This window comes from Seonamhaeicola sediminis (assembly GCF_004358095.2).
Lineage (GTDB): Bacteria > Bacteroidota > Bacteroidia > Flavobacteriales > Flavobacteriaceae > Seonamhaeicola > Seonamhaeicola sediminis.
The window spans coordinates 60,146-85,761 of sequence record NZ_SMZJ02000005.1; the positions used below are offsets into that span (position 1 = coordinate 60,146).

Sequence of the window (25,616 nt, forward strand, 5' to 3'; positions counted from 1 at the left end):
TGTAGTGTTAAAAATTGAATAAAATGGTATTTTATTAGTAACAAAAATAAAAACCTTTCCAGTAAATTACATTACTAAAAAGGCTTTTGTCATGTATGATATTGTTTCGAATTATAAAATGATTATCAAACTATAAATCTGTAAAATAATGATTAATTCTCATTTAACAACCTAGATAGTTCATCCAATTTAGGTGTTAAAATAACTTCTATGCGTCTATTTTTTGCTTTTCCTTCAGGAGTGTCATTCGTAGCAACTGGCGCATACTCACCTCGTCCCGCAGCGGTTAAATTTTCTGGATTGATAGCTGCATTCTCTCTAAGTATGTTTACAATGGCGGTGGCACGTTTGGTAGACAAATCCCAGTTACCACTTAACTGACCGCTACCTTTATACGGTACATTATCTGTGTGGCCTTCAATTAAAACAGCAATTTCTGGATTATCTCCCAACACTGTACCAAGTTGCTGAACAGCTCTACGCCCTTCGGTATTTACAGCCCAACTTCCTGAACTGAAAAGCAGCTTATTTTCCATAGAAACGTACACTTTACCATCGCGTTGCTCTACGGTTAAACCTTTTCCTTCAAAATCGGTCAAGGCTCTTGAAATGGCATCTTTTAAAGCACTCATAGCTGCATCTTTATTGGCAATTACTTTTTCTAGCTCTGCAACTCTGTTAGAACGATCTTCTAATTCTTTTTTAAGTTTTTCTAAACGAGCACTTTCTGCTGCCAAAGCTTGTTCTTTAGCTTCTAATTGGGCTAATAGTTCTCTATTCTTTTGCGAATTTTTAGCAATGGCTGCGGAACTATTCTTTTCTAAAGCTTCATAAGAAGCCTTTAAAGCATCATAATTAGACTTCATAGCGTTACAATCGGCTCTCAGTTTATCTCGATCTGCTAATGCCTCTTCATATGCTGCTTGAATTTGTTTCAACTCATTGGCTGCCGCATTTTTAGCCTTTAAGAGAGCCTCATTTTCATCAGATAGTTTTCGGTTCTCATTCTTTAAGTTATTGTATTTACCTTCCAGTTCTTTATAAACTTTAGGTGACACACAAGAAGCAAAAACCGCTAGGGTTAATACTAATACTGAAATTCTTTTAATCATTAGGTTAGGTTTTTGGGTTTGACTGAATTTAATTAATGTTCAATTTCTAAAAGTATAGGACAATGGTCACTATGAACCGCATCCTGAAGTATAACGGCTCTTTTGATATTTTCTTGTAAAGGTTTAGCAACCATGGCATAATCTAATCGCCAACCTTTGTTATTAGCGCGTGCATTAGCCCTATAACTCCACCAACTATATTGTTGCTTTTCAGGGTTTATAAATCGGAAAGAGTCAACAAATCCATTATTTATAAAGGCGCCAATCCACTCACGTTCCACTGGTAAAAATCCTGAAACATTTTTAAGCCCTTTAGGATTATGAATATCAATTTCTTCATGGCAAATGTTATAATCGCCACAAATAATAAGATTCGGGATGGTTTCTTTAAGGTTGTTTATGTAGTCTTGAAACATGGCCATGTATTCCAACTTATGTTCCAACCTAGCAATATTTGTGCCAGAAGGCAAATACAAACTCATAATAGAGCAATTATCAAAATCTACTCGTAAATTTCTACCTTCAAAATCCATAGATTCAATACCGGTTCCATATTCAATATGATTGGGTTTGCTTTTACTTAAAACAGCTACACCACTATAGCCTTTCTTTTGGGCACTAAACCAGTAATGGTGTTTATATCCAGCTTCCTCAAAAACTGCTAAATCTAATTGTTCTTTTAATGCCTTTATTTCTTGTAAACATATCACATCTGGACTAGCTGCTTTTAACCAATCTAAAAAACCCTTATTAATTGCAGCTCTAATTCCGTTTACATTATACGATATGATTTTCACTTGATTCTCTTTTGTTTTCAGCTAAAATAAATAATACATTACTTTTACACCATAGCTTTATCAAGCATTTATACAGAAAACTATCAACATACTATTTTAGACTTATTTTAGTTTAAATATCTAATGAAAGCTTTGAATAAGATTTAGTAATTACCAAAACTTGTTTTATCCCAAACTATGGGCGATTTCTTTGTTATCAAAAATTTTAAGTCCCCCCAACCAAAAGGTTGCTGCGGGTTAAAATTTTATCTTGTCTTGAACTCATCACATAGTTTGGGTTATTCAAAGCTTTCATATTATCCTGTTTTGCTTTTTTTATTCATTTGTTATTTTAGTTTTTCACAAAACCAAAATTCTAACTACAAGTCTATTAAAATAGCAGTAAAAGAGTCTATTAAAATTGATAGTGTTAGTATTAATTCCAGTAGTTTTTCAATACAAAGAAAAGACCAAACTTTAGTAGACTCATCCTATTATCACATTGATTTCCCCAAAGCACTTTTAACCTTTAAAAAGCCTATTGAAACAGATTCTATTATTATAAACTATCTAAAATTCCCAGAGTTCTTAACCAAAACCTATATGCAGTTAGATGAATCTATCATCATTTCTGATAACAGCAGTGCACAAACTTTATATAAATTATCGCAACCAAATAATAGCAACATATTTACACCTTTTGATGGGTTAACTACATCGGGGAGCATTTCTCGAGGCGTCACCATTGGAAACAATCAAAACTCTGTACTAAATAGTGAATTGGACTTACAAATTACAGGAAAATTAAACAATAAGGTCTCTTTAAGAGCCTCTATTCAAGATGCCAATATTCCTTTGCAAGAAAGTGGATATAGCCAACGATTAGATGAATTTGACCAAGTTTTTATTGAACTTTTTAGTGACTCGTGGAATATCAGAGCCGGTGATATTGATCTACAAAATAATAACTCCTATTTTGCAAGCTTCTCTAAGCGTGTGCAAGGGTTATCGGTTAATGCTAATTTAGGAACTAATGACTCTCAAAATAATGTTTTTGCAGCAGGAGCTATTGTACGCGGACAATTTACCCGAAGCCAGTTCACAGCCCAAGAAGGTAATCAAGGACCCTATAAATTACAAGGTACCAATGGTGAATTGTTTGTACTTATTGTATCTGGAAGTGAAACCGTTTATGTTAACGGTGTGCCTGTAAAACGTGGTGAAGACCAAGATTACATCATAGATTATAACGCTGGAGAAATAATTTTCAACTCCACCTACCCTATCACTTCTGAAATGCGGATCACGGTAGATTATCAATTCAGTGAACGCAACTATTCTAGATTTGTAGCATACGGAGGAGGAAATCTTAACAGTGATAGATTGAAAATTGGAGTTTCTGTATATTCTGAAAGCGATGCTAAAAACCAACCTCTACAACAAAATTTGTCTGATGAACAAATTCAAATTCTGGCAGATGCTGGAGACGACAGAACCCAAATGGTGGCCCCTTCAGAAGTTCAAGAAGCTTTAAATGAAAACCGCATTTTATATAAAAAAGAACTTATTGGTGGTATTGAAGCTTTTGTTTTTTCTAATGACCCTAATGATGAATTATATCGGGTAACTTTCACTCAAGTTGGCACTAATAAAGGTGATTATGTACTAAGCAGCACCAATACTGTGAACAATATTTACGAATATGCAGGTGTTAATCAAGGAAATTATGCTCCCATAGTTCAATTGGTAGCCCCAACTAGACTTCAAATTGCCGTTATTAATGGTAGCTACAAACCGCATGAAAAAACTAATATAAACTTTGAATTGGCTGGTAGCAAAAACGATTTAAACCTTTTTTCAAGTTTAGATGATAATAACAACAACGGTGTTGCCGGTAAGATAAACATAGAACAAAGTCTCGTGAAAAAAGATAGTCTATGGTCTTTAAATGTATTTGCAAACACAGACTATATACAAGATAATTATAGAACCATTGAAAGGTTATATAATGCAGAATTTGCCCGAGACTGGAATTTATTATCTTCAGACGGTACCGTTTCTAATATGAGTATTGGAGATCAAACTTTAATACATTCTGGTTTGCGATTGTTTCATCCAAAAAAAGGCCTAGTAAACTATCAATTTGAACATTTAAATTATTCTATTGATTTTAATGGAAATCGGCATGTGGCCAATATTAATTTGTTATTAAATAAACTAAGAGTTAATTCACATAGTAGTTTTTTAAAAGCTACATCTAATATAAACAAATCTTCCTTTTTAAGGTCTCATAGTACAATTACCTATGGTATGAAAAAAAGCTGGATTGGAACCAAGTTAGCTATTGAAGACAATGAGCAAAGAGAAGTTTCTACCAATACTTTAACACCACTAAGCCAGAAATTTAAATCTTATGAAATTTTCGCCGGCGTTGGAGACAGCACTAGAATTTTTGTGGAACTGGGTTATAAAAACCGAGTTAATGATAGTATTAGGAACAACCAATTACAAAAAGTGAATACTTCCAATACCTTTTACCTAAATTCTAAACTCATTCAAAACAAGAATACCAATCTGTCTATTTATACTAACTATAGGAATTTAAAAAGTGAAGAAACAGGTCTTAATGATGAGCAATCTGTAAATTCCAGATTACAATTCAACCAGAAGCTATTTAAAAATATAGTTCAGTGGAACACTATTTATGAAACCAATTCTGGCACTTTACCTCAACAAGATTTTACCTATGTAGAGGTAGAAGCAGGACAAGGTACTTACACTTGGGTTGACTATAACAACAATGGTATTCAGGAATTAGAAGAGTTTGAAATTGCACAGTTTCAAGATCAAGGTAAATATATAAGGGTGTTATTGCCAAATCGAATTTTTATTAAGACCCACCAAAACAGACTTAGCCAGACCTTAACTATCAATCCATCACAATGGTCTGTAAGCGAAAAAAAATCAAAAAAATTCTGGTCGCATTTTTATAACCAGACAAGCTATTTAATCGACAGAAAAAACAGAAGAGACAATAACAGTTTTAATCTCAATCCGTTTAAAAGTGATGATAATAATCAGCTAGGTTTACAGTTAAACTTCAGAAACGTGTTGTTTTATAATAGAGGAAAACAAAAATACACAACCTCTTACACGTATTTAGAAAACAAAACTAGAAATATTTTATCCATTGGTTTTGTTGAGAATAGTTTACAAAGTCATCAATTAAACTTTAACCATAAGTTATCAGAAAATTGGCTAATCTCCTTTTTTTCAGCTAGTGAAAAAAACCAAAGTTTGAGTGAGAATTTTGCCAGTAGAAACTACAACTTTGAAGAAACCCGTTTTAATCCTAAATTATCTTATTTATTTAATGACAACTCTAGTTTTGATGTATTTTATCAATTTGCTCAAAAAGAAAATATAATAGGAGGGTTAGAATTCTTAAAACAACAAAAATATGGAGCGTCTTTTATGTTTTCTAAAAATGCTAAAAGTGCTATTAATGGTGAATTCAATTTCTTTTCGAATATATTTAATGGCAATGCTAACTCACCCGTAGCTTACCAAATGTTAGAAGGTTTGCAATCAGGAAAAAACTTTACATGGACGCTTTTGGCACAAAAAAAACTAACTAATTTTTTAGACCTAAATTTAAGCTACTTTGGAAGAAAAACAGAAACTAGCAACACCATCCATACAGGTTCCATACAGTTGAAAGCTTACTTTTAAGGAGCGTCAATTTTATTAAACACAGAGATTATAACGTTTACTGCTTCTGTATAAAATTCTGGATGAATATTTTCAAAATCATCGGTTGCTTCATGATAATCCTCATGGTCTTCTACTCCAAAATATAAAAATGGAATACCTTTTTTATGAAAATTAGAGTGGTCTGACGCATACACCCAATTATCTTTATCATCATAACCATCATGACCTGTAATAAGGTCTATTTTTTTTGATTCTATACAACAAACAGCTTTTCTAAAAAATGTATTAATATTAGAACCAGCTACATACAACTCATTTTTATTACTGCGGCTAATCATATCCATGTTAAGATTAGCTTTTATCATTTTTATAGAAAAAGGGAGGTTTTTTACAAAATAATAAGACCCTTGCATACCCAGTTCTTCAGCATCAAAAGCTGCTAAAATAACTGAATGTTTTGGTGGATATTTTTGAAAATATTCGGCAAAACCAAAAAGAGCACCTATACCAGATGCATTATCATCTGCACCATTATAAATGATTCCATTATTAATTCCTAGATGGTCATAGTGGGCACTTAAAATAATAAACTTATTGGGTTCAAGAGTTCCTTTTATATAGCCTAAAACATTGGTGCCTTTATATTCCTTTCTTCCTTTTATAAATTTAAAAGGTTGCTCATAAGATTTTTTAAAAGGCTGTACTTTTAAACTATAAAATTGGTTTATAATATACTTCTTTGCTTTAATAGCTCCGTTAGTACCAGTAAGTCTACCTTCAAATGCATCTGAAGATAATGTTTCTACATGTCGTAAAAGAGCTTCTTCACTAAAATAAGACACTGTTGGTTCTTGTGAAAAAGTAAAAGAAACACTTAAAACACATATAGTTACTAAGGCTAAACTCTTGGATAAAATATTGAGAACCATCAAAATATTAGGCTTTAAATATCTAAGATACGTTTTTTCATAAACTATACGTAAATAAAAAAAGCCCATACCGTTTGGTATGAGCTTGTGCTTATTTTTTACTTGCTTATTTATTTCACAGATGCTTTTATAAGCTCTCTATTCATCCTTGCAATATTATCTAATGAGATACCCTTAGGACACTCTATCTCACATGCTCCGGTATTTGTGCAGTTTCCAAAACCCTCTAAATCCATTTGAGCTACCATATTCTTAACACGGTCAGCAGCTTCAATTTGTCCTTGAGGTAATAACGCATACTGTGATACTTTAGCACCAACAAACAACATAGCCGAAGAATTTTTACAAGTAGCTACACAGGCACCACAACCAATACAAGTTGCAGCATCCATAGCTTCATCAGCGGCATGTTTAGAAATTGGAATAGCATTAGCATCTTGAGTATTTCCAGAAGTATTTACCGAAATATATCCTCCTGCTTGCTGTATTCGCTCAAAAGCACTTCTATCTACTACCAAATCTTTAATAACTGGGAAAGCAGCTGCTCTAAATGGTTCTATATAAATAGTATCACCATCATTAAACATACGCATATGTAACTGACAAGTAGTTACACCCCTATCGGGCCCGTGCGCTTCACCATTGATATATAATGAACACATACCACAAATACCTTCACGACAATCATGATCAAAAGCAACAGGTTCATCTCCTTCAGCAATTAATTGTTCATTCAGAACATCCATCATCTCTAAAAAAGACATATGTTCTGAAATATCATTTACCTTGTAAGTTTGCATCTTACCTTTAGATTGTGCATCTTTTTGACGCCAAATCTTTAATGTTAAATTCATTCCTTTTCCAGACATAACTTTCTTATTTGTATGAACGTTGTTTTAATTCTATATCCTTAAATTCTAACTCTTCTTTGTGAAGCACTGCATCCCCTGGTTCTCCTTTATACTCCCAAGCAGCTACAAAAGCGAAGTTCTTATCATCCCTTTTTGCTTCACCTTTTTGAGGTCCAGATTCCTCAGCAGATTCTTCTCTAAAATGACCTCCGCAAGATTCTTCTCTCATCAAGGCATCTTTAGCAAATAACTCACCTAATTCTAGAAAGTCTGCAACTCGACCTGCTTTTTCAAGTTCAGGGTTCATTTCATTTGCTGAACCTGGCACTTTAACATCTTTCCAAAACTCTTCCCTAAGAGCTTTTATCTCTGACATGGCTTCTTTTAATCCCTTTTCATTTCGAGACATTCCTGCTTTATCCCACATAATTTTTCCCAGACGCTTATGAAAATAATCTACAGACTTGCTTCCTTTGTTATTCATAAAGAAGTCTATTCTATCTTTTACAGATTTTTCGGCTTCGTCAAATTCTTTAGAATCTGTTGGGATTGCTCCAGTTCTAATATCTTCTGATAGATAATCACCAATTGTGTAAGGTAATACAAAATAACCATCTGCCAAACCTTGCATTAAAGCAGAGGCACCTAACCTGTTAGCTCCGTGGTCTGAGAAGTTGGCTTCACCTATACAGTATAAACCAGGAACGGTAGTCATTAAATTATAATCCACCCAAACACCTCCCATAGTATAATGAACTGCTGGATAAATCATCATAGGTGTTTTATACGGATTGTCATCTACAATTTTCTCGTACATTTGGAAAAGGTTTCCGTACTTAGCTTCAACTATTTTTTCTCCGAGTTCTGTGATTTTTGCTTTAGACGGATTATCAATTCCTTGAATCTTAGCTTGCTCTTTACCATAGCGCTCTATGGCCGATGCAAAATCTAAATATACTGCTTCTCCTGTAGCATTAACGCCGTAACCAGCATCACAGCGCTCTTTGGCAGCACGAGATGCTACATCTCTTGGTACAAGATTTCCAAATGCAGGATAACGTCTTTCTAAGTAATAATCCCTTTCGTCTTCAGACAAGTCGGTTGGTTTTTTACGACCTTCTCTAATAGCCTTAACATCTTCTAAATTCTTAGGAACCCATATACGTCCATCATTTCGTAAGGACTCTGACATTAAGGTTAACTTAGACTGGTAATCTCCAGAACGCGGAATACAGGTTGGATGAATTTGTGTATAACAAGGGTTAGCAAAAAACGCTCCTTTTTTATGAATCTTCCATGCTGCTGTAGCATTAGAACCCATAGCATTGGTTGATAGGAAATAAACATTTCCGTACCCCCCCGAACCAACAACTACCGCATGTGCAGAATGACGCTCTATCTCACCGGTAATTAAATTTCTGGCAATAATTCCTCTGGCTTTTTCATCTACAATTACCACGTCTAACATTTCATGACGATTGTACATTTGAATCTTACCACGAGCAATTTGGCGGTTCATTGCAGAGTATGCTCCCAATAATAACTGCTGTCCCGTTTGTCCTTTGGCATAAAATGTTCTTGACACAAGAACACCACCAAAAGAACGATTATCCAACAACCCGCCATAATCACGAGCAAAAGGAACACCCTGCGCCACACATTGGTCAATTATATTTGCTGAAACTTCAGCTAAACGATATACGTTGGCCTCACGAGAACGGTAATCACCTCCCTTTACAGTATCATAAAACAATCTGTAAACTGAGTCTCCATCACCCATATAATTCTTTGCTGCATTGATTCCTCCTTGAGCTGCAATAGAGTGTGCACGTCTTGGAGAATCTTGATAAGCAAATGCCTTTACATTGTATCCTAACTCAGCCAGAGTAGCTGCAGCAGAACCTCCTGCTAAACCAGTTCCAACAACAATTATGTCTATATTACGCTTGTTAGCTGGATTAACTAAGTTGATTTTATCTTTATAAGAGGTCCATTTATCTTTGATTGGACCCTTTGGTACTTTTGAATCTAAAACACTCATATGCTAAAAATTAATGGTGATTAAAATGATGGTAAACAGCTACAATGATAAATCCTAATGGGATAATGAAAGAATAAATCTTCCCAAACTTTTGCAACGCTTTTTTTCTACCAGCTGTTGATCCCATAGATTGAAATGCCGATGTAAACCCATGCAGTAAGTGTAACGCCAATAAAATAAAAGATACCACATAAGCTACAACTCTTGTAGGGCTTTCAAACTTAGCAACAATTTCATGAAAGTATCTATACTCTCCCCCGTGCATACCAGACATATCGCCTTTAATATATTTTACATTGATTTCGGGTATCCAGAAATCTATAAAATGTAATACCAGAAAAGCTAGTATCACTAATCCGCTGTAAATCATATTTCTACTCATCCAAGTAGAGTTTGCAGCACCATTGTTCTTTGCATAAGAAACTCCAAGAGCCTTTCTGTTTTTTAACTCTAGCACAAATCCCATTACAAAGTGGAAAACAACACCAAAAATCAATACAGGCTGCAATGCAAATTGTACCGCTGGATTAGTTCCCATAAAGTGAGAAAGCTCGTTAAAGACATCTTCACTAAACACCGAAGTAATGTTAACTGCTAGGTGAATAATTAAGAAAAACATGAGAAAGAATGCAGAAAGCGCCATGGCAACTTTTCTTCCTATCGAAGATTTAAAAAATCCGCTCATTATTTAATTTATTTAGTAAGTTGCAAAGGTAAATTACTATACATTCATAGACAATATGCAAATGATTAATTATTCTTATTTAGAATAATTATAAGTAATAATACTTAGTTTTAAAAAATGATAAAAATCATATTAGATAAAAATAGTTAAAACAATTTTAAAGAGCGTACTATAGTAATATTTTCAGTCTTTAATTATTATACACCAAGCAACTTATTAAAAGTGTACTTTATTTTTTAATTTTACTCAATTATAACTACTCACAATCCAATGAAATATTCTGCAATAAACAACACGTTATTTATAAAAAACAGAAAAAACTTTGCTTCTGAAATGAAATCTAAAAGTTTAGCTGTTTTTAATTCAAATGATATATACCCAATTAGTGCTGATAGCACCTTACCTTTTCAACAACATCGTGATATTTTTTTTCTAAGTGGAGTTGATCAGGAAGAAAGTATTTTAGTTTTATTTCCTGATTGCCCAAAAGAAAAGCACCGAGAAATATTGTTCTTAAGAGAAACCAATGACCATATTGCTGTTTGGGAAGGAGAAAAACTTACCAAAGAAAAAGCTTTTGAGGTTAGCGGTATAAAAACAGTATACTGGTTACAAGACATGGAAAAAATCATGTTTGAAATCATGACCCAATGTGAAACCGTTTATATCAACACCAATGAACATTATCGCTCTAATGTTGAAGTTGAAACAAGAGAAGACCGTTTTACCAAATGGTTAAAAGAAAAATATCCGGCGCATACTGTTGCTAAAAGTAATCCTATTTTGCAAAGGCTACGGTCTTTAAAAGACAATATTGAAATTGATTTAATTCAGCAGGCATGTAATATTACCGAAAAAGGATTCCGTAGGGTTCTTGATTTTGTAAAACCAGGTGTATGGGAATATGAAATTGAAGCAGAATACATCCATGAATTTATTAGAAATCGTTCTAAAGGATTTGCTTACACCCCAATAATTGCCTCAGGTAACAATGCCAATGTTTTGCATTACATTGAAAACAACCAACAATGTAAAGAAGGTGATCTAATTCTTATGGATGTTGGCGCAGAATACGCCAATTATGCCAGTGATATGACTAGAACCATTCCAATTTCAGGCAAGTTTTCCAACAGACAAAAAGCCGTTTACAATGCTGTTTTAAAAGTAAAAAATGAAGCCACAAAAATGTTAGTCCCTGGAACGCTTTGGGAAGCATATCATATTGAAGTTGGTAAAATTATGACATCAGAATTGATAGGTTTAGGATTGCTAGATAAAGCTGATGTTCAAAACGAAAATCCAGAGTGGCCAGCCTATAAAAAATACTTCATGCATGGAACCAGTCACCACATGGGATTAGACACACATGATTATGGCATTTTAACAGAGCCTATGCAATCAAATATGGTTTTTACGGTTGAACCCGGTATTTACATCCCAGATGAAGGGTTTGGTGTTAGACTAGAAGATGATGTAGTTATTCAAGAAACAGGAGAACCAATTAACTTAATGAAAAATATTCCTGTTGAGATTGAAGAAATTGAATCTATCATGAATTCATAAAATAAAAAGAGGGGCTAAAACCCCTCTTTTTTATTGCCCAAACCAGATCATATTTTTAAAGAGTGACTAATTCAAATAAATACGTGTTTAGTTTTTGCAATGTTTCTACTTTATCTTTTGTGTCAATTAGCAATGAAATATTATTACGGCTACCCCCATAAGAAATCATTCTAATTTTTACATCTTTCAAAATTTGGAATAACTTAAAGGTATCTTCATGATTTACAATGGAGTGACCAACTAAACAAACAATACTTTGGTTTTTATCTACTTCAATAGTAGCAATAGCTTCTAATTCCGATAGAATTTTATCAAGGTTTTTATCATCATCAATAGTTAGAGAAACAGCTACTTCCGAAGTTGTAATCATGTCTATGGAAGTTTCATAAATCTCAAAAATTTCAAACACTTTTCTTAAGAAACCATGTGCCTGAAGCATTCTACCCGATTTAATTTTAATGGCCGTAATATTATCTTTTGCTGCTATGGCTTTAATACCATTTTCAACATGATTACTGCTAATTAAGGTTCCAGGTGCTGGTGGATTCATTGTGTTTTTTAATCTCACAGGAATTCCATCTTCTCTTACTGGTAAAACCGTTTGCGGATGTAAAATTTTAGCACCAAAATAGGCTAACTCTGCAGCTTCGTCAAATGATAAATCTGAAATTGGTTGAGTTCCTTCTACAAACCTTGGGTCATTATTGTGCATTCCATCAATGTCTGTCCAGATTTGTACTTCCTCGGCTTTAATAACCGCACCAACAATAGTGGCCGTGAAGTCACTACCTCCACGTTGTAAATTAGACACTTCATCTGCATGATTTAAACAAATAAAACCTTGAGTTATGTAGATATCTGCTTCAGGACTATTTCTTAAAATCGTATTTAAATGTTCTTGTATATATTCAAAATCTGGCTCTTTAACTTCGTTAATTCTCATAAAATCTAATGCTGCTAACAATTGGGAATTAATTCCCTCTTGCTGTAAATAAGCATTAAACATAAAGGTTGAAAGTAATTCACCTTGAGCCAATACTTCATTTTCTAGAGTCAATGAAAAAGGTTTTTCTGTACATTGTAATAAGAAATCAAATCGCTCAGACACATAGGCCATAACCTTAGCATTAGCAGATTTGTTGCTTAGCAAGTTATTTACAACATCAATATACTTTTTATATAAGTTTTCAATTTCAGACTGTACTTGCTTAATATTATTTTTTTCAATTCCAGAAGCAATACTAACCAAAGCATTGGTTGTACCAGACATAGCTGAAAGTACCACTATCTTTTTACTACTATCATTGATGATAGTTTTTACATTGTTCATGTTTTCTACAGAACCAACCGAAGTACCTCCAAACTTTAATACTTTCATCTATCTAAATTTGTTATTTGTATAGGTTGCTATAACAACTATTAGTTTTTTTATCAAATTGAGCAGCAAAATTAATATAGAAGATGAGTTATAACCTATTTTTATAAAAAAATGTTTACTTTTACACATATTGTTAAATAATTAACAATTACTGAGCGTAAATTTTCATTATTCAAATTCAAAAAAAATTTAAACAGATGAAAACCGTATCAAACTGTGTTGAAGATATACTAATTACACAACCATATTTAGAGGAAGCTTTATCAAGGAACATTATTAATTACAGTGCTTTGGCTGTTGAACTTACAGAACCTATTAGCAAAATGCTAAAAAAGGATGTAAAACCAGGTGCTATTATGATGGCTTTAAGACGCTATAGTCCACCACCTACCCTGGGTAATACATTAAAAATGCGGCTTGTTATTCAAAATTTAGGTGATATTACGGTGCGTTCCAATTTAACAGACTTCACTGTTAAAAATTCAGATACTCTCATTGATAATCATACTAAAATATTGGCTCGAATAAATCAAGAAAACAAACTTTTTTACACCTTCACAAGAGGAATTCATGAGAGTAATATTATCATTTCAAGTAGCCTTAAAGATTTTGTTAAAGACAATTTAAAAAACGAAACGTTTCTTGCTGTTCAAAGTGGCCTTTCCGCTATTAGCATTAATTTACCGCAAGACAACTCTAAAATAGCCGGTTTGTATTATCACTTTTTTAAGCGTTTAGCATGGGAAGGTATTGTTCTATATGAAGTTTTATCAACTACTAATGAATTTACTATCTTGGTTGAAGACGACTATGTTGACAAAGCCTTTACTGCTATAAAAAGGGTAAAATCTTAAGTATTTGAACCAATCATTTTTAACTTTGTACTATACTGGTAAAATATGATTTTAGAGTACAAAGGCATTACTATTTTTTACACCGATCATGGCAAAGGCAGTGCCATTGTATTGCTTCACGGGTTTTTAGAAAACTCTAACATCTGGAAACCTTTCATACCGCAACTAAGTAAAAAAAATCGTGTAGTTTGCATTGATCTTTTGGGACATGGCCAAACCGAATGTTTGGGATATATCCATTCAATGGAGTTAATGGCCGAAGTTGTTGAAACTGTTTTAAAACATTTAAAAATTAGAAGGTCAATATTTGTTGGACATTCAATGGGCGGTTATGTTGCGCTTGCTTTTGCAGAAAAGAATCCAGATAACGTTAAAGGTCTTTGTCTCATGAACTCAACAGCAAGATCAGATACCCAAGAAAAAAAAAATAAACAGAGATAGAGGTATTGAAGCAGTAAAACAAAACCATAAAACCTTTATTAGAATTGCTATTTCCAACTTGTTTTCTAAAAAAAATCAAACTTTGTTTTCAAAAGAAATTAAATCATTAATTAAAGAATGTTTAAATACGCCGTTACAAGGTATAATTGCAGCATTAGAGGGCATGAAAATAAGAGAAGATAGAGAAGTGCTTCTACACTTTTCTCCTTACAAAAAAATGATGATTATTGGAAAAGAAGATCCTGCCCTAGATTACAATTCATTAAAAACACAATCAAAGAATACTGAGGTAATTGTAGTAGAATTTGAAGGTGGACATATGAGTTTTATAGAAAATAAAGATGATTTTTCAAACTCAATCATGTATTTCATCGAAAATATTTAACTTTTTATCGTTTTTAGTGTTATTTTTTGTAGGTTTATAGTCACTAAACTTACTTAACCATGAAGAAAACTACTATTAAACGTAATTTATTTCCAAGTATTTACTGTTCTTTATTTGGTCATGATTATGAAATAAGTAAAAAAGTTACTCATCATGTAAAAGAGTATACTTGTAGTTATTGCAAAAAGGAACTTACTACCAATAGTAATGGTCATTTGATTGAGTTAACGCCTAAGTTCAAGGAGATTAACGATATCTTGGAACGAATGTACACATCTAGAATGCAACGTTCAAAGAGAAAAACATTCGTTTCATCGATTTATTAATGTTATCTGGTTGCTTTTGTCGATTTTTTTATACATTTAATCCCCTTTGAGTTAAAGTATTAAATAAATCGCTAATAGTAAATGAAAAACATTCATTGCAAAATGTTTGGACATGATTTCAGTGTAACTCGACACATAACATATCATGTAAAAGAATACACTTGTAAAAACTGCAAAAAAGAGTTCACCACAAATAGTTCAGGAACTTTAACAGAGCTAACACCCAAGTTTAGAGAGATAAACGAAGTTTTAGAAAACATCCATAAAAGACGTCTTCGTAAAAGAAGCAAACTAAACCCAGACTTATTAGTTTTTAGTCATTAAAATTTTTCCACCCTTGAGCTTTAAGTTCTATTCTTGTCTCGGCTCTAGTTACCAAATACATTCCTGCTTCTTTTTCTTTTATGTACCCAATTACCGATAAATTAGGATTTGCCTTAATTTTTGGAAAGTCATCTTGTGATATAGTAAACAACAATTCATAATCCTCTCCCCCGTTTAATGCCACTGTGGTACTATCAATATTAAATTCTTCACAAGTAGAAATAACTTGAGGATCTAATGGCAGCTTATTTTCATATAAATCGCAACCAACATGACTTTGTTTGCATAAGTGCATAATTTCAGATGACAAGCCATCGCTTACATCAATCATAGCTGTTGGCCTAACACCCAAATCCTTTAGCAACTTGACAACATCTTTTCTGGCTTCTGGTTTCAGTTGTCTTTCTACTATATAAGAATAAGGCTCTAAATCAGGCTGGTTATTAGGATTAACTTTATAAACTTCTTTTTCTCTTTCTAAGACCTGTAACCCCATATACGCCCCTCCTAAATCACCAGAAACCACAAGCAAATCATTTGGTTTTGCTCCGTTTCTATAAACTACATGATTATTTTCCACTTCTCCAATTGCTGTAATAGAAATCAATAATCCAGTTGTAGATGAGGTAGTATCACCACCAACAACATCTATATTATATATTTTTGAAGCCGTTTCTATACCGGCATATAATTCTTCTAAAGCCTCCAAAGGAAATCTATTTGAAACCGCAATAGAAACCGTAATTTGTGAAGCGTTTGCATTCATAGCATATACATCCGATAAATTCACTACAACTGCTTTATACCCCAAATGTTTTAAGGGCATGTAGCTTAAATCAAAATGCACTCCTTCAACAAGCAAATCGGTAGTAACTACAATTTTGTTCTGATTAAAATCTAAAACAGCAGCGTCATCTCCAATACCCTTGATTGTTGATTTGAGTTTTATTTCAAAGTTTTTAGTTAAATGGTCAATTAACCTAAACTCACCTAAATCACTTAATTCGGTTCTTTGTTGGTTTTTATCTTCTATCATGCTGCAAAAATAAGAAGGTATTTTGTTTAGCCTACTATATAAAACTATAAAACCAATCTCTAAATGTATAACAGTACTATTTTAAGTTTTTATCCGTTAAAAAATAATCAAGCGTTTGAAGGTTAGTTGTGTAATAATCTTTAAATTTGATAGAAAAGAAAAAAATTGCAAAATGAAGTTTATACTTAAAAAACTCTTTCTCTACATAACAAGAAGTGTGTTTGGTGTTTTTTTTATATGCTCTCAAGGTTGTAACACAGAGCCTGTAGAATTCATTCCTCAAACTATTGATACTGACAATGATGGTGTTTTTGATGATGTAGATAACTGTTTATCTATATCTAACCCTAACCAAAATGATGATGATAGTGACGGCATCGGTAATGTCTGTGATGACGACTATGTAAATCCTTATACTCCTCTGGCTTATTGTGAAAATGGTTTTGCTGACATATATCCTTGTAATAATTACGATTTGATGATTCACATCCCTTTATCAACTTTTAACGCTGCAAAGGGAAATGATTCTTGGGGATGGGCAGATCCCGTAACCAATAAAGAATACGCTTTAATGGGATTGGACAATGGTATTGCTTTTATTGACATATCAATACCTAACAACCCTATTTATTTAGGCAAACTTCCTACCGCCACAACATCAAGCACATGGAGAGATGTAAAAGTCTATGATAATTACGCGTTTATAGTTGCTGATAATGTTACTGGAGAAGACAGTCATGGTATGCAAGTTTTTGATCTTACAAGATTAAGAAATGTTACAAGTTCACCTGAAACTTTCACTGCAGATACTTGGTTTACAGATTTTGGTAGAGCACATAATATTGTAATTAACGAAGAAAGTGGCTATGCCTATATTGTTGGCGGCAATCGAAACAGCACGTATGAGGGTGGGCCCATTTTTATTAACATTCAAAATCCAATAGCGCCTTTTATTGAAGGGGGTATGGCAGCAGGTGGATATGCTCATGACGCACAAGTAGTAACATATAATGGCCCTGACACTGATTATACAGGAAAGGAAATTTTTATTGGCAGTAATGAAAATGAGGTGGTTATTGCCGATGTTTCAGATAAGGAAAGTCCAACCATTATTTCAACGATTAGTTACGACAATGTCAGGTATGCTCACCAAGGATGGTTTACATCTGATATGAAATATTTCATTCTTGGTGACGAATTAGACGAATTAAGAATTGGAATTAACACTAAAACTGTTGTTTTTGACTTTACAGATTTAGATAATCCAGAATTTCATTTTAATTACTTTGGACCTTCGGCTGCTATTGACCATAATGGCTACGTAAAAAACAATGCCTACTATTTTGCAAACTACAGGGCAGGAATGCGAGTTTTAGATATTTCTGAAATAGACAACACTACTTTTATAGAAACAGGTTACTTTGACACCTACCCCGAAAATAACGGAACTGCTTTTGATGGTGCATGGAGCGTTTACCCATATCTCCCCAGTGGCAATATCATTATTAGTGATATTAACAGAGGACTTTTTATAGTGAGAAAAAGTGGTACATAATAGCTTGTTATGTTTATTTGCCAAAAAAAATATTACCCATTTACTAATTTACTTTGTATTGTTTTATTGATTTTTAGTTGTTCTAAAAACGAATCTTCAACAGAACCAAAAATTAAGACCCCCATTGAAAAAGAAATTGATTTTATAAAAACGTTTGGAGGTTCTAAAAATGAAAGTGCGCGCGCTATTATAAAAACCTTAGATGGTGGTTACGCTATTTTAGGTTTCACGCAAAGTGTTGATAGAGACATTACAAATAAAACTAATGAATCTTTTGATTATCTATTACTTAAATACAATCAAGACCACACATTACAGTGGCAAAAAACCTATGGCGGAATGGATGATGACCGAGGAAGTGACATCATTCAAACCTCAGATGGCGGATACCTTATTCTAGGATCTAGTACAAGCAGTGATGGTGATGTTTCAAAGAACAATGGTTTTAATGATTTTTGGATTTTAAAAACCAATAGTTTTGGCAATATCATTTGGGAAAAAAATTTTGGGTTTTCAGGAGCCGATAATGGTCTCTCTATTATTCAAACCCAAGATAGCGGTTTTTTAATTGTTGGGGTTTTAGATGTTACAGCATCTGGTGGTCAAGGTAACACAAAGCTATCATCAAAAAGACATGCTGGTGGCGATTATTGGTCCATTAAATTAAATGTAGCTGGCTCCCTTGAATGGAGTAAGTATTTTGGAGGCACATTTACTGATACACCTTACGATGTTGTACAAACCAGTGATAAGGGGTACATTATTGTTGGTTCATCGGATAGTGCCGATGTTGATGTAGAAAACAACAAGGGCTCTTATGACTTTTGGATTATTAAAATTTCTGAAACAGGTGAACTTGTTTGGAAAAACTCTTTTGGAGGCTCACAGGCAGACGAAGCAAGAGGCATTATAAAAACCAACGATGGCAACTATCTTGTAATTGGAGATACAAGAAGTGATGATAAAGATGTTTCGATGAATAAAGGTGCTGCCGATTTTTGGGTAATAAAGATGTCCCCAATTGGAGAATTAATTTGGGAAAAGACTTTTGGAGGGAGTAGTTTTGATGCTGCGCGTTCTATTTCTAAAACCCAAGATGGTGGTTTTATTATCTGCGGAAGTTCTAGAAGTGGTGATATTGACGTTTCCAACAATAAAGGCCAAAACGACGCTTGGGTTATTAAGATAAACAACAACGGAGAACTGTTATGGCAGAAAAATATTGGCGGTACCGAAGTTGACCTAGCTTACGATGTTATCGAACTGAATGATGGATCTGCATTGGTAGTTGGTGAATCCAGTAGCTCTAATCTTGATATTCAGAGTAATAAAGGGTTTTCTGATTTATTAATTTTTAAAACAAAATAAATGAAAAAAATTGCCTCACTATTAATACTCTTACTTTTGCTTTCCTGTAGTTCTGATGACGAATCAAAAACGTATAATATTACGCTCAGTTTTAGTCATAATTGGGACGGCACCCCCATAACAAATTCAGATTTTAACACCATTAAATTCACCAATGCCAATAACAACCAATTAAGTATTGAACGATTACGGTATTTGATTTCAGATATTAAATTGGAATCAAATAATGAAGTGATAAATTTAGAAGCTTACAAACTTATAGATGTTAGTAACAATAAAAACTTAAGTTTTTCGCCTTCAGTAAGCATTCCTGAAGGAACTTATTCTGAGGTTTCATTTACTTTCGGATTTAATAATGAAGACAATGATACCGAAGATGGTTACAACGATTTGAACGTAGCCCTTTTTAACGTACCTTCTATGTTAGGCGGTGGTTATCATTACATGCAATTAGATGGTAAATTCATAAATAGTAACAATGAAGAACAAGGGTATAATTATCATGCCATTAGAGCTGTAGATAATCCAGGAACTAACCCAACATTCCCTCAAGACACCTTCTTTAAAGTAACCCTAGGAAATGTTATCATATCAAAAAATACAACTTTAAATATAGAAATGAATGTTGCCGAATGGTTTAAAAATCCGCATATCTGGGATTTAAATGCACTAAACCAAATGTTAATGCCAAATTCAACAGCGCAAATAATGATGTATAACAATGGGCAAAATGTATTCTCCCTGAAACCCGATACTCCATAAATGATGACTAGACGGCTACTTATATTAACTTTTATTTTAATCGCTCTTTCCTGTGAAAAGGAAACTGTTGACAAACCCGTTAGTGGCCCTACACCCAGCCCGCTTCAAATTCCAAAGCTATTTTCCAATAATTTATTGGATCCTGTTATTCCTTTTGACAACCCACAGACTAAAGAAGGTGTTGCATTAGGGAATAAACTCTTTATCGATCCTATTTTATCGCTTAACAATTCGCAATCTTGCGCAGATTGTCACCTGAGTAAAAATGCATTTTCTGATAGTGATAGATTTAGTGATGGGGTAGAAGGTATTAGAGGAAACAGGAATTCCATGCCCCTATTTAATTTAGCTTGGAACTTTGATGAAAAATTCTTCTGGGATGGTAATACTTTTAGCTTAGAACATCAAGCTTTTGTTCCTGTTACAGACCCTATTGAAATGAATACAACATGGACAGATGTTGAGCAAAAACTACAACAGCACCCAGAATACCCCACACTTTTTGAACAGGCTTTTGGAACTTCAATTATAGATTCAACTCTGGTAGTTAAAGCCATTGCACAATTTGAACGAACCCTTATTTCATCCAATTCAAAATTTGACAAATATCTTTTGGGTGAAGTTGAACTTACTCCCGAAGAATTAAACGGATTTAATGTTTTTATGGATGAAACAAAAGGAGACTGTTTTCATTGCCATGGTAATGAAAGAAATCCATTATGGACAGATAATAGATTTCATAACAATGGCTTGGATGAAACATTTACAGATATGGGCCTAGGCGCAGTAACAGGTGACCCAGCTGATAACGGAAAATTCAAAACACCTTCACTTCGGAACTTACAATTTACTGCGCCTTACATGCACGATGGAAGATTTACTACTTTAGACGAAGTCATAAACCATTATAGCGAAGGTCTTAAAAATTCAAATACTATAGACCCTCTTATGAAAAAAGTAGCTCAAGGAGGTGTTCAATTAAGCCCTAAGGATAAAGCTGATTTAAAGGCTTTTCTTTTATCACTTTCTGATTTTGAATTTATCAATAATCCTATTTTTAAAAACCAATAATTAAAAACTATAAAACCATTTATTAATATAATGTTAGGTTCTGTGGTAATCCATGACTTAAATTGTATATTTGCACTCTATTTAGAGTCAATCTAATTAAAAACAAATGATTAAAGTCTCAGAAACAGCAAAGAAAAAGGTAATAGAGCTCATGACCGAAGATGGTTATAACGCCTCTACAGATTTTATTCGTGTTGGTGTAAAAAGTGGCGGATGTTCAGGATTGTCTTATGATTTAAAATTTGACAAAGAACAACAAGAAGACGACAAAGTTTTTGAAGATAATGGTGTAAAAATCATAGTAGACAAAAAGAGCTTTTTATACTTAATTGGCACTACCTTAGAATATTCTGGTGGGTTAAACGGAACCGGGTTTGTGTTTAACAACCCTAATGCCAATAGAACTTGTGGTTGTGGCGAATCATTTTCGCTTTAATTTTTTAAGAAAATATTTATGTCGAAATATACTGAGGATGATTTAAGGGAAGAATTAAAAACCAAGGAATACGAATACGGTTTTTATACTGATATTAAATCGGAGACTTTCCCTAATGGTTTAAATGAAGAAATAGTAAGGGCTATCTCAAAAAAGAAAGAAGAACCAGAGTGGATGACTGAATGGCGCCTTGAATCATTCAGAATCTGGAAAGACATGGAAGAACCCGAATGGGCTAATGTTACTTATGAAAAGCCCGATTTTCAGGCCATTTCATATTACTCAGCTCCAAATAGTAAGCCTAAATATAGCAGTCTAGATGAAGTTGATCCAGAACTATTAGAAACTTTTAATAAGCTAGGTATTTCATTAGACGAGCAAAAAAAATTAGCCGGTGTTGCCATGGATGTGGTTGTAGACTCTGTTTCAGTTGCAACAACTTTTAAAGAAACTTTAGCGGAGCAAGGTATTATTTTTATGAGTATTTCTGAAGCTATTCAAAAGCATCCAGAATTGGTTAAGAAATATATTGGAACCGTAGTTCCTCAAAGAGATAATTTCTATGCCGCATTAAACAGTGCCGTATTTAGTGATGGTAGTTTCTGTTACATCCCAAAAGGTGTTAAGTGCCCTATGGAATTATCTACATATTTTAGAATAAATCAAGCAGGAACAGGTCAATTTGAAAGAACTTTAGTTATTGCAGATAAAGGCAGTTATGTTAGTTACCTTGAAGGTTGTACCGCACCAAGTAGAGATGAAAACCAGTTGCATGCAGCAGTTGTAGAATTAATTGCACTTGATGATGCTGAAATTAAATATTCTACAGTTCAAAATTGGTTCCCTGGAAACGCTGAAGGAAAAGGTGGTGTATATAATTTTGTAACCAAACGTGGTTTATGCGAAACCAATGCAAAAATTTCTTGGACGCAAGTTGAAACAGGAAGTGCTGTAACTTGGAAATATCCTTCGTGCGTATTAAAGGGAGATAATTCAGTTGGGGAGTTTTACTCTATTGCGGTAACCAATAATTACCAACAAGCCGATACTGGAACAAAAATGATTCACCTTGGTAAGAATACCAAATCAACCATTATTTCTAAAGGTATTTCTGCAGGAAAATCACAAAATTCCTATCGAGGTTTGGTACAAATAAACTCTAGAGCTGAAAATGCTCGTAACTTTTCGCAATGCGATAGTTTATTAATGGGCAATGAATGTGGAGCACATACATTCCCTTACATTGAAGCAAAAAACCAATCTGCACAAATTGAGCACGAAGCAACCACCAGTAAAATTGGTGAAGACCAAATATTTTATTGTAACCAGAGAGGTATTAATACTGAAAAGGCTATTGCATTAATTGTAAATGGTTTTAGCAAAGAAGTATTAAATAAGTTACCTATGGAATTTGCAGTTGAAGCACAAAAATTATTAGAAATAAGTTTAGAGGGAAGCGTTGGATAAAAACAGTTCTTTTATGAAAAAGCTAATCATTCTTTTTATTTGTGCCTTTTCAATTTTTCTTAGCTGTAAACAGGAAGAAAAAAGTGGCAAAATTATTTCGGGAGACTATGTGTTTCATGGTGATGCTGCTGTTTTACAAACAGACACACTCATATATGGAGTAATCATCAATGAAAAAGCTCTTGAGTTAAATAAAAAAGCAGAGCCTCTTAAAAAGCAGCCAACAGACATGGTTAGGGTTGAACTTAAAGGCATTATAAATAAAGAAAAACACGAAACCATTCTTTGGGAAGACAAATTAGAAATATTAGAAATACTCAAAGTTGAGACACTTCCTAATGATGATAATAATGACGTTATTAAACTAAGCCAGTAAATATGTTAAAGATAGAAAACTTACACGCAGGTGTTGAAGATAAGAGTATATTAAAAGGTATTAACCTAGAGGTAAAAGCAGGTGAGGTTCATGCTATCATGGGACCAAATGGTTCTGGGAAAAGCACTTTATCATCTGTAATAGCAGGTAAAGAGGAATATGAAGTTTCAGAAGGGCATATCATTTTTGAAGGTGAAGATATTGAAGAACTAGAAGCCGATGAGCGCGCCCACAAAGGTATCTTCATGTCTTTTCAATATCCTGTTGAAATCCCAGGAGTTTCTGTAACTAACTTCATTAAAACAGCTATTAATGAAACTAGAAAAGCAAAAGGTTTAGAAGATATGCCTGCTAAGGATATGCTTAAGCTAATTCGTGAAAAATCAGATCTACTTGAAATAGATAGAAAATTTTTATCACGTTCATTAAACGAAGGTTTTTCAGGTGGTGAAAAAAAACGTAACGAAATTTTCCAAATGGCTATGTTAGAACCTAAATTGGCCATTCTGGATGAAACCGATTCCGGTCTAGATATCGACGCACTTCGTATTGTTGCCAATGGTGTAAACAAGCTTAAAAGTAAAAACAATGCCGTAATAGTAATTACACACTACCAAAGATTATTAGATTATATCGTTCCTGACTATGTTCACGTTTTACACAATGGTAAAATTGTTAAATCTGGAAGCAAAGAGTTAGCCCACGAACTTGAAGAAAAAGGATACGACTGGATTAAAGAAGAAGTTGGCGCATAGCGCTAGTAACCAGTAATTAGCTCGCAGTAGACAATCATAGAGACTGAAAACTGAAAGCTGAAAACTGCATACTGAAGAATATGGATTTAAAAGAAAAACTATTATCATCATTTTTAGTATTTGAAAATCAAACAGAAATTGATTCTTACGTAAGCGATGTTAGAAATGATGCTATAAAAATGTTTGAGAAAAAAGGCTTCCCTACCAAAAAAGACGAAGCTTGGAAATATACTTCTTTAAACAAACTTTTAAAAGAAGACTATAGTGTATTCCCTAAACAGGAAAATGCTCTTGAATATAGAGACGTTGAGAAGTACTTTATTCACGATATAGATAGTTACAAAATCATCTTTGTTGATGGGAAGTATTCATCACATCTCTCTGAAACAACACATGATGGGTTAGATGTTTGCTTAATGTCTGCAGCGTTAAACAAACCAAAATACAGATTGGTGATTGAAAACTATTTTAATAAAGCTGCCACAACCGATAGTTTACCATCTTTAAATACAGCCTTTTCAAAAGAAGGAGCTTATATTCATATTCCTAAGGGAAAGATTATTGAAAAACCTATTCAGATTATTCATTTTTCAACAGGTAACGAATCAGCTACCATGTTACAACCACGTAATTTGATAGTTGTTGAAGAGAATTCTCATGTACAGATAATTGAGTGCCACCAAAGTCTAACAAGCAATCCTGTACTAACCAATAGCGTTACTGAAATCTTTGCTAAAAAACGCGCTATTGTAGATTATTATAAAATTCAAAACGACACCCAAGAAGCTTCCTTAATTGATAATACATTTATCAAACAAAAACAAGAAAGTATTGTTTCTGTTCATACGTTTTCTTTTGGAGGCAAGTTAATACGCAATAACCTTAATTTTTATCAAGAAGGAGAACGCATAGATTCTACTTTAAAAGGTGTTACTATTATTGGAAACAAACAACATGTAGACCATAATACGTTGGTACACCATATAGAGCCAAATTGTGAAAGCCATCAAGATTATAAAGGTATTTTTGGAGATAGTGCTACCGGTGTTTTCAATGGCAAGGTAGTCGTTGAAAAAGAAGCTCAGAAAACCAATGCATTTCAAGCCAATAATAATATTCTTATTAGTGACAAAGCTACCATAAACACTAAACCTCAATTAGAAATTTTTGCAGATGATGTTAAATGTTCTCATGGTTGTACTGTTGGTCAATTAGATGAAAGTGCACTATTTTACATGCGTTCTCGCGGAATCCCAGAAAAAGAAGCTAAAGCTTTACTAATGTATGCGTTTAGTAATAATGTTTTAAGTTCTGTTAAAATTCCAGAATTAAAGCATAGAATTACCAAAATTATTGCCAACCAGTTAGGTGTAAATATTGGTTTCGATTTATAAAATACGTTTCCTGCAAA

General features: G+C 33.4%; 24 protein-coding genes. 16 read left to right on the forward strand and 8 right to left on the reverse strand.

All coding sequences use genetic code 11. The annotated features are described in order from the left end of the window. Positions 1–152: 152 nt before the first annotated feature. Both E1J38_RS09845 and E1J38_RS09850 read right to left on the reverse strand, forming a co-directional pair. A complete protein-coding gene (locus tag E1J38_RS09845; RefSeq protein ID WP_133356383.1) occupies positions 153–1,112 on the reverse strand; it encodes an OmpA family protein in 960 nt (319 codons plus the stop codon). Positions 1,113–1,144: 32 nt separating this feature from the next. After that, a complete protein-coding gene (locus tag E1J38_RS09850) occupies positions 1,145–1,909 on the reverse strand; it encodes an exodeoxyribonuclease III (protein ID WP_133356384.1) in 765 nt (254 codons plus the stop codon). 255 nt (positions 1,910–2,164) lie between these two features. Here E1J38_RS09850 and E1J38_RS09855 point away from each other — a divergent pair, with 255 nt between their 5' ends. After that, a complete protein-coding gene (locus E1J38_RS09855) occupies positions 2,165–5,620 on the forward strand; it encodes a DUF8818 domain-containing protein (protein WP_255449857.1) in 3,456 nt (1,151 codons plus the stop codon). On the opposite strand, the gene E1J38_RS09860 is transcribed toward E1J38_RS09855, so the two are convergent. From E1J38_RS09860 to E1J38_RS09875, 4 genes are read right to left on the reverse strand one after another with little or no spacing between them, the layout of a single operon-like run. Further along, positions 5,617–6,600: a M28 family peptidase gene (locus tag E1J38_RS09860; RefSeq protein ID WP_255449858.1), complete on the reverse strand. Its 984-nt coding sequence runs from the start codon at positions 6,598–6,600 to the stop codon at positions 5,617–5,619. The genes E1J38_RS09855 and E1J38_RS09860 overlap by 4 nt on opposite strands. 41 nt (positions 6,601–6,641) lie before the next feature. Continuing rightward, the gene (locus tag E1J38_RS09865; protein ID WP_133356553.1) at positions 6,642–7,385 is read right to left on the reverse strand and encodes a succinate dehydrogenase/fumarate reductase iron-sulfur subunit; all 744 of its coding nucleotides are present in this window, start codon (positions 7,383–7,385) and stop codon (positions 6,642–6,644) included. Between the two features lie 22 nt (positions 7,386–7,407). Next, entirely contained in the window at positions 7,408–9,423 is a 2,016-nt protein-coding gene (locus tag E1J38_RS09870) for a fumarate reductase/succinate dehydrogenase flavoprotein subunit (protein WP_133356385.1), read from the reverse strand. 10 nt (positions 9,424–9,433) lie between these two features. Beyond that, positions 9,434–10,108, reverse strand: coding sequence for a succinate dehydrogenase cytochrome b subunit (locus tag E1J38_RS09875; protein ID WP_133356386.1), 675 nt, complete (start codon positions 10,106–10,108; stop codon positions 9,434–9,436). Positions 10,109–10,378: 270 nt separating this feature from the next. Between E1J38_RS09875 and E1J38_RS09880 the strand changes: the two genes are divergently transcribed. After that, complete coding sequence (locus E1J38_RS09880) at positions 10,379–11,671, forward strand: aminopeptidase P family protein (protein WP_133356387.1); 1,293 nt, start codon at positions 10,379–10,381, stop codon at positions 11,669–11,671. A 55-nt stretch (positions 11,672–11,726) separates the two neighbouring features. Here E1J38_RS09880 and E1J38_RS09885 read toward each other — a convergent pair whose 3' ends face one another. Next, the gene (locus E1J38_RS09885) at positions 11,727–13,049 is read right to left on the reverse strand and encodes an aspartate kinase (RefSeq protein WP_133356388.1); all 1,323 of its coding nucleotides are present in this window, start codon (positions 13,047–13,049) and stop codon (positions 11,727–11,729) included. 197 nt (positions 13,050–13,246) lie between these two features. Between E1J38_RS09885 and E1J38_RS09890 the strand changes: the two genes are divergently transcribed. From E1J38_RS09890 to E1J38_RS09905, 5 genes are all read left to right on the forward strand, one after another. Beyond that, entirely contained in the window at positions 13,247–13,903 is a 657-nt protein-coding gene (locus E1J38_RS09890; RefSeq protein ID WP_133356389.1) for a hypothetical protein, read from the forward strand. A 45-nt stretch (positions 13,904–13,948) separates the two neighbouring features. Then, positions 13,949–14,344 carry an alpha/beta fold hydrolase gene (locus E1J38_RS15260; protein WP_369407157.1) on the forward strand — a complete coding sequence of 132 codons (396 nt, stop codon included), beginning with the start codon at positions 13,949–13,951 and terminating at the stop codon, positions 14,342–14,344. 82 nt (positions 14,345–14,426) lie between these two features. Further along, complete coding sequence (locus E1J38_RS15265; RefSeq protein WP_369407158.1) at positions 14,427–14,729, forward strand: hypothetical protein; 303 nt, start codon at positions 14,427–14,429, stop codon at positions 14,727–14,729. Positions 14,730–14,788: 59 nt separating this feature from the next. Next, positions 14,789–15,055 carry a DUF1660 family phage protein gene (locus E1J38_RS15300; protein ID WP_133356390.1) on the forward strand — a complete coding sequence of 89 codons (267 nt, stop codon included), beginning with the start codon at positions 14,789–14,791 and terminating at the stop codon, positions 15,053–15,055. A gap of 81 nt (positions 15,056–15,136) precedes the next feature. Then, on the forward strand, positions 15,137–15,379 hold the full coding sequence (locus E1J38_RS09905) for a DUF1660 family phage protein (protein ID WP_133356391.1): 243 nt from the start codon (positions 15,137–15,139) through the stop codon (positions 15,377–15,379). Here the strand turns inward: E1J38_RS09905 and thiL are convergent. Next, positions 15,369–16,415, reverse strand: coding sequence for a thiamine-phosphate kinase (thiL, locus tag E1J38_RS09910; RefSeq protein WP_133356392.1), 1,047 nt, complete (start codon positions 16,413–16,415; stop codon positions 15,369–15,371). The two genes, E1J38_RS09905 and thiL, sit on opposite strands and share 11 nt — an antisense overlap. Positions 16,416–16,587: 172 nt before the next feature. Here thiL and E1J38_RS09915 point away from each other — a divergent pair, with 172 nt between their 5' ends. From E1J38_RS09915 to sufD, 9 genes are all read left to right on the forward strand, one after another. Further along, positions 16,588–17,970: a choice-of-anchor B family protein gene (locus tag E1J38_RS09915; RefSeq protein ID WP_133356393.1), complete on the forward strand. Its 1,383-nt coding sequence runs from the start codon at positions 16,588–16,590 to the stop codon at positions 17,968–17,970. Positions 17,971–17,979: 9 nt separating this feature from the next. After that, positions 17,980–19,338: a hypothetical protein gene (locus tag E1J38_RS09920; RefSeq protein ID WP_133356394.1), complete on the forward strand. Its 1,359-nt coding sequence runs from the start codon at positions 17,980–17,982 to the stop codon at positions 19,336–19,338. Continuing rightward, positions 19,339–20,100 (forward strand): MbnP family protein, encoded by a 762-nt coding sequence (locus E1J38_RS09925; protein ID WP_133356395.1) that lies wholly within the window; start codon positions 19,339–19,341, stop codon positions 20,098–20,100. Beyond that, positions 20,101–21,171 carry a cytochrome-c peroxidase gene (locus E1J38_RS09930; protein ID WP_133356396.1) on the forward strand — a complete coding sequence of 357 codons (1,071 nt, stop codon included), beginning with the start codon at positions 20,101–20,103 and terminating at the stop codon, positions 21,169–21,171. Positions 21,172–21,277: 106 nt separating this feature from the next. After that, on the forward strand, positions 21,278–21,607 hold the full coding sequence (locus tag E1J38_RS09935; RefSeq protein WP_133356397.1) for a HesB/IscA family protein: 330 nt from the start codon (positions 21,278–21,280) through the stop codon (positions 21,605–21,607). Positions 21,608–21,625: 18 nt separating this feature from the next. Beyond that, positions 21,626–23,074 (forward strand): Fe-S cluster assembly protein SufB, encoded by a 1,449-nt coding sequence (gene sufB, locus E1J38_RS09940; RefSeq protein WP_133356398.1) that lies wholly within the window; start codon positions 21,626–21,628, stop codon positions 23,072–23,074. Between the two features lie 13 nt (positions 23,075–23,087). Further along, positions 23,088–23,450: a hypothetical protein gene (locus E1J38_RS09945; RefSeq protein ID WP_133356399.1), complete on the forward strand. Its 363-nt coding sequence runs from the start codon at positions 23,088–23,090 to the stop codon at positions 23,448–23,450. A 2-nt stretch (positions 23,451–23,452) separates the two neighbouring features. Next, the gene (sufC, locus tag E1J38_RS09950; RefSeq protein ID WP_133356400.1) at positions 23,453–24,205 is read left to right on the forward strand and encodes a Fe-S cluster assembly ATPase SufC; all 753 of its coding nucleotides are present in this window, start codon (positions 23,453–23,455) and stop codon (positions 24,203–24,205) included. 80 nt (positions 24,206–24,285) lie between these two features. Then, the gene (sufD, locus tag E1J38_RS09955) at positions 24,286–25,599 is read left to right on the forward strand and encodes a Fe-S cluster assembly protein SufD (RefSeq protein WP_133356401.1); all 1,314 of its coding nucleotides are present in this window, start codon (positions 24,286–24,288) and stop codon (positions 25,597–25,599) included. Positions 25,600–25,616: the final 17 nt, after the last annotated feature.

What these genes read in the sequence shown, in the direction of transcription:
- E1J38_RS09845 (WP_133356383.1), bottom strand. Translation starts at nt 1,112, where the DNA reads ATGATTAAAAGAATTTCAGTATTAGTATTAACCCTAGCGGTTTTTGCT.
- E1J38_RS09860 (WP_255449858.1), bottom strand. Translation starts at nt 6,600, where the DNA reads ATGGGCTTTTTTTATTTACGTATAGTTTATGAAAAAACGTATCTTAGA.
- E1J38_RS09865 (WP_133356553.1), bottom strand. Translation starts at nt 7,385, where the DNA reads ATGAATTTAACATTAAAGATTTGGCGTCAAAAAGATGCACAATCTAAA.
- E1J38_RS09870 (WP_133356385.1), bottom strand. Translation starts at nt 9,423, where the DNA reads ATGAGTGTTTTAGATTCAAAAGTACCAAAGGGTCCAATCAAAGATAAA.
- E1J38_RS09875 (WP_133356386.1), bottom strand. Translation starts at nt 10,108, where the DNA reads ATGAGCGGATTTTTTAAATCTTCGATAGGAAGAAAAGTTGCCATGGCG.
- E1J38_RS09880 (WP_133356387.1), top strand. Translation starts at nt 10,379, where the DNA reads ATGAAATATTCTGCAATAAACAACACGTTATTTATAAAAAACAGAAAA.
- E1J38_RS09885 (WP_133356388.1), bottom strand. Translation starts at nt 13,049, where the DNA reads ATGAAAGTATTAAAGTTTGGAGGTACTTCGGTTGGTTCTGTAGAAAAC.
- E1J38_RS09890 (WP_133356389.1), top strand. Translation starts at nt 13,247, where the DNA reads ATGAAAACCGTATCAAACTGTGTTGAAGATATACTAATTACACAACCA.
- E1J38_RS15260 (WP_369407157.1), top strand. Translation starts at nt 13,949, where the DNA reads ATGATTTTAGAGTACAAAGGCATTACTATTTTTTACACCGATCATGGC.
- E1J38_RS15300 (WP_133356390.1), top strand. Translation starts at nt 14,789, where the DNA reads ATGAAGAAAACTACTATTAAACGTAATTTATTTCCAAGTATTTACTGT.
- E1J38_RS09905 (WP_133356391.1), top strand. Translation starts at nt 15,137, where the DNA reads ATGAAAAACATTCATTGCAAAATGTTTGGACATGATTTCAGTGTAACT.
- thiL (WP_133356392.1), bottom strand. Translation starts at nt 16,415, where the DNA reads ATGATAGAAGATAAAAACCAACAAAGAACCGAATTAAGTGATTTAGGT.
- E1J38_RS09915 (WP_133356393.1), top strand. Translation starts at nt 16,588, where the DNA reads ATGAAGTTTATACTTAAAAAACTCTTTCTCTACATAACAAGAAGTGTG.
- E1J38_RS09920 (WP_133356394.1), top strand. Translation starts at nt 17,980, where the DNA reads ATGTTTATTTGCCAAAAAAAATATTACCCATTTACTAATTTACTTTGT.
- E1J38_RS09925 (WP_133356395.1), top strand. Translation starts at nt 19,339, where the DNA reads ATGAAAAAAATTGCCTCACTATTAATACTCTTACTTTTGCTTTCCTGT.
- E1J38_RS09930 (WP_133356396.1), top strand. Translation starts at nt 20,101, where the DNA reads ATGATGACTAGACGGCTACTTATATTAACTTTTATTTTAATCGCTCTT.
- E1J38_RS09935 (WP_133356397.1), top strand. Translation starts at nt 21,278, where the DNA reads ATGATTAAAGTCTCAGAAACAGCAAAGAAAAAGGTAATAGAGCTCATG.
- sufB (WP_133356398.1), top strand. Translation starts at nt 21,626, where the DNA reads ATGTCGAAATATACTGAGGATGATTTAAGGGAAGAATTAAAAACCAAG.
- E1J38_RS09945 (WP_133356399.1), top strand. Translation starts at nt 23,088, where the DNA reads ATGAAAAAGCTAATCATTCTTTTTATTTGTGCCTTTTCAATTTTTCTT.
- sufC (WP_133356400.1), top strand. Translation starts at nt 23,453, where the DNA reads ATGTTAAAGATAGAAAACTTACACGCAGGTGTTGAAGATAAGAGTATA.
- sufD (WP_133356401.1), top strand. Translation starts at nt 24,286, where the DNA reads ATGGATTTAAAAGAAAAACTATTATCATCATTTTTAGTATTTGAAAAT.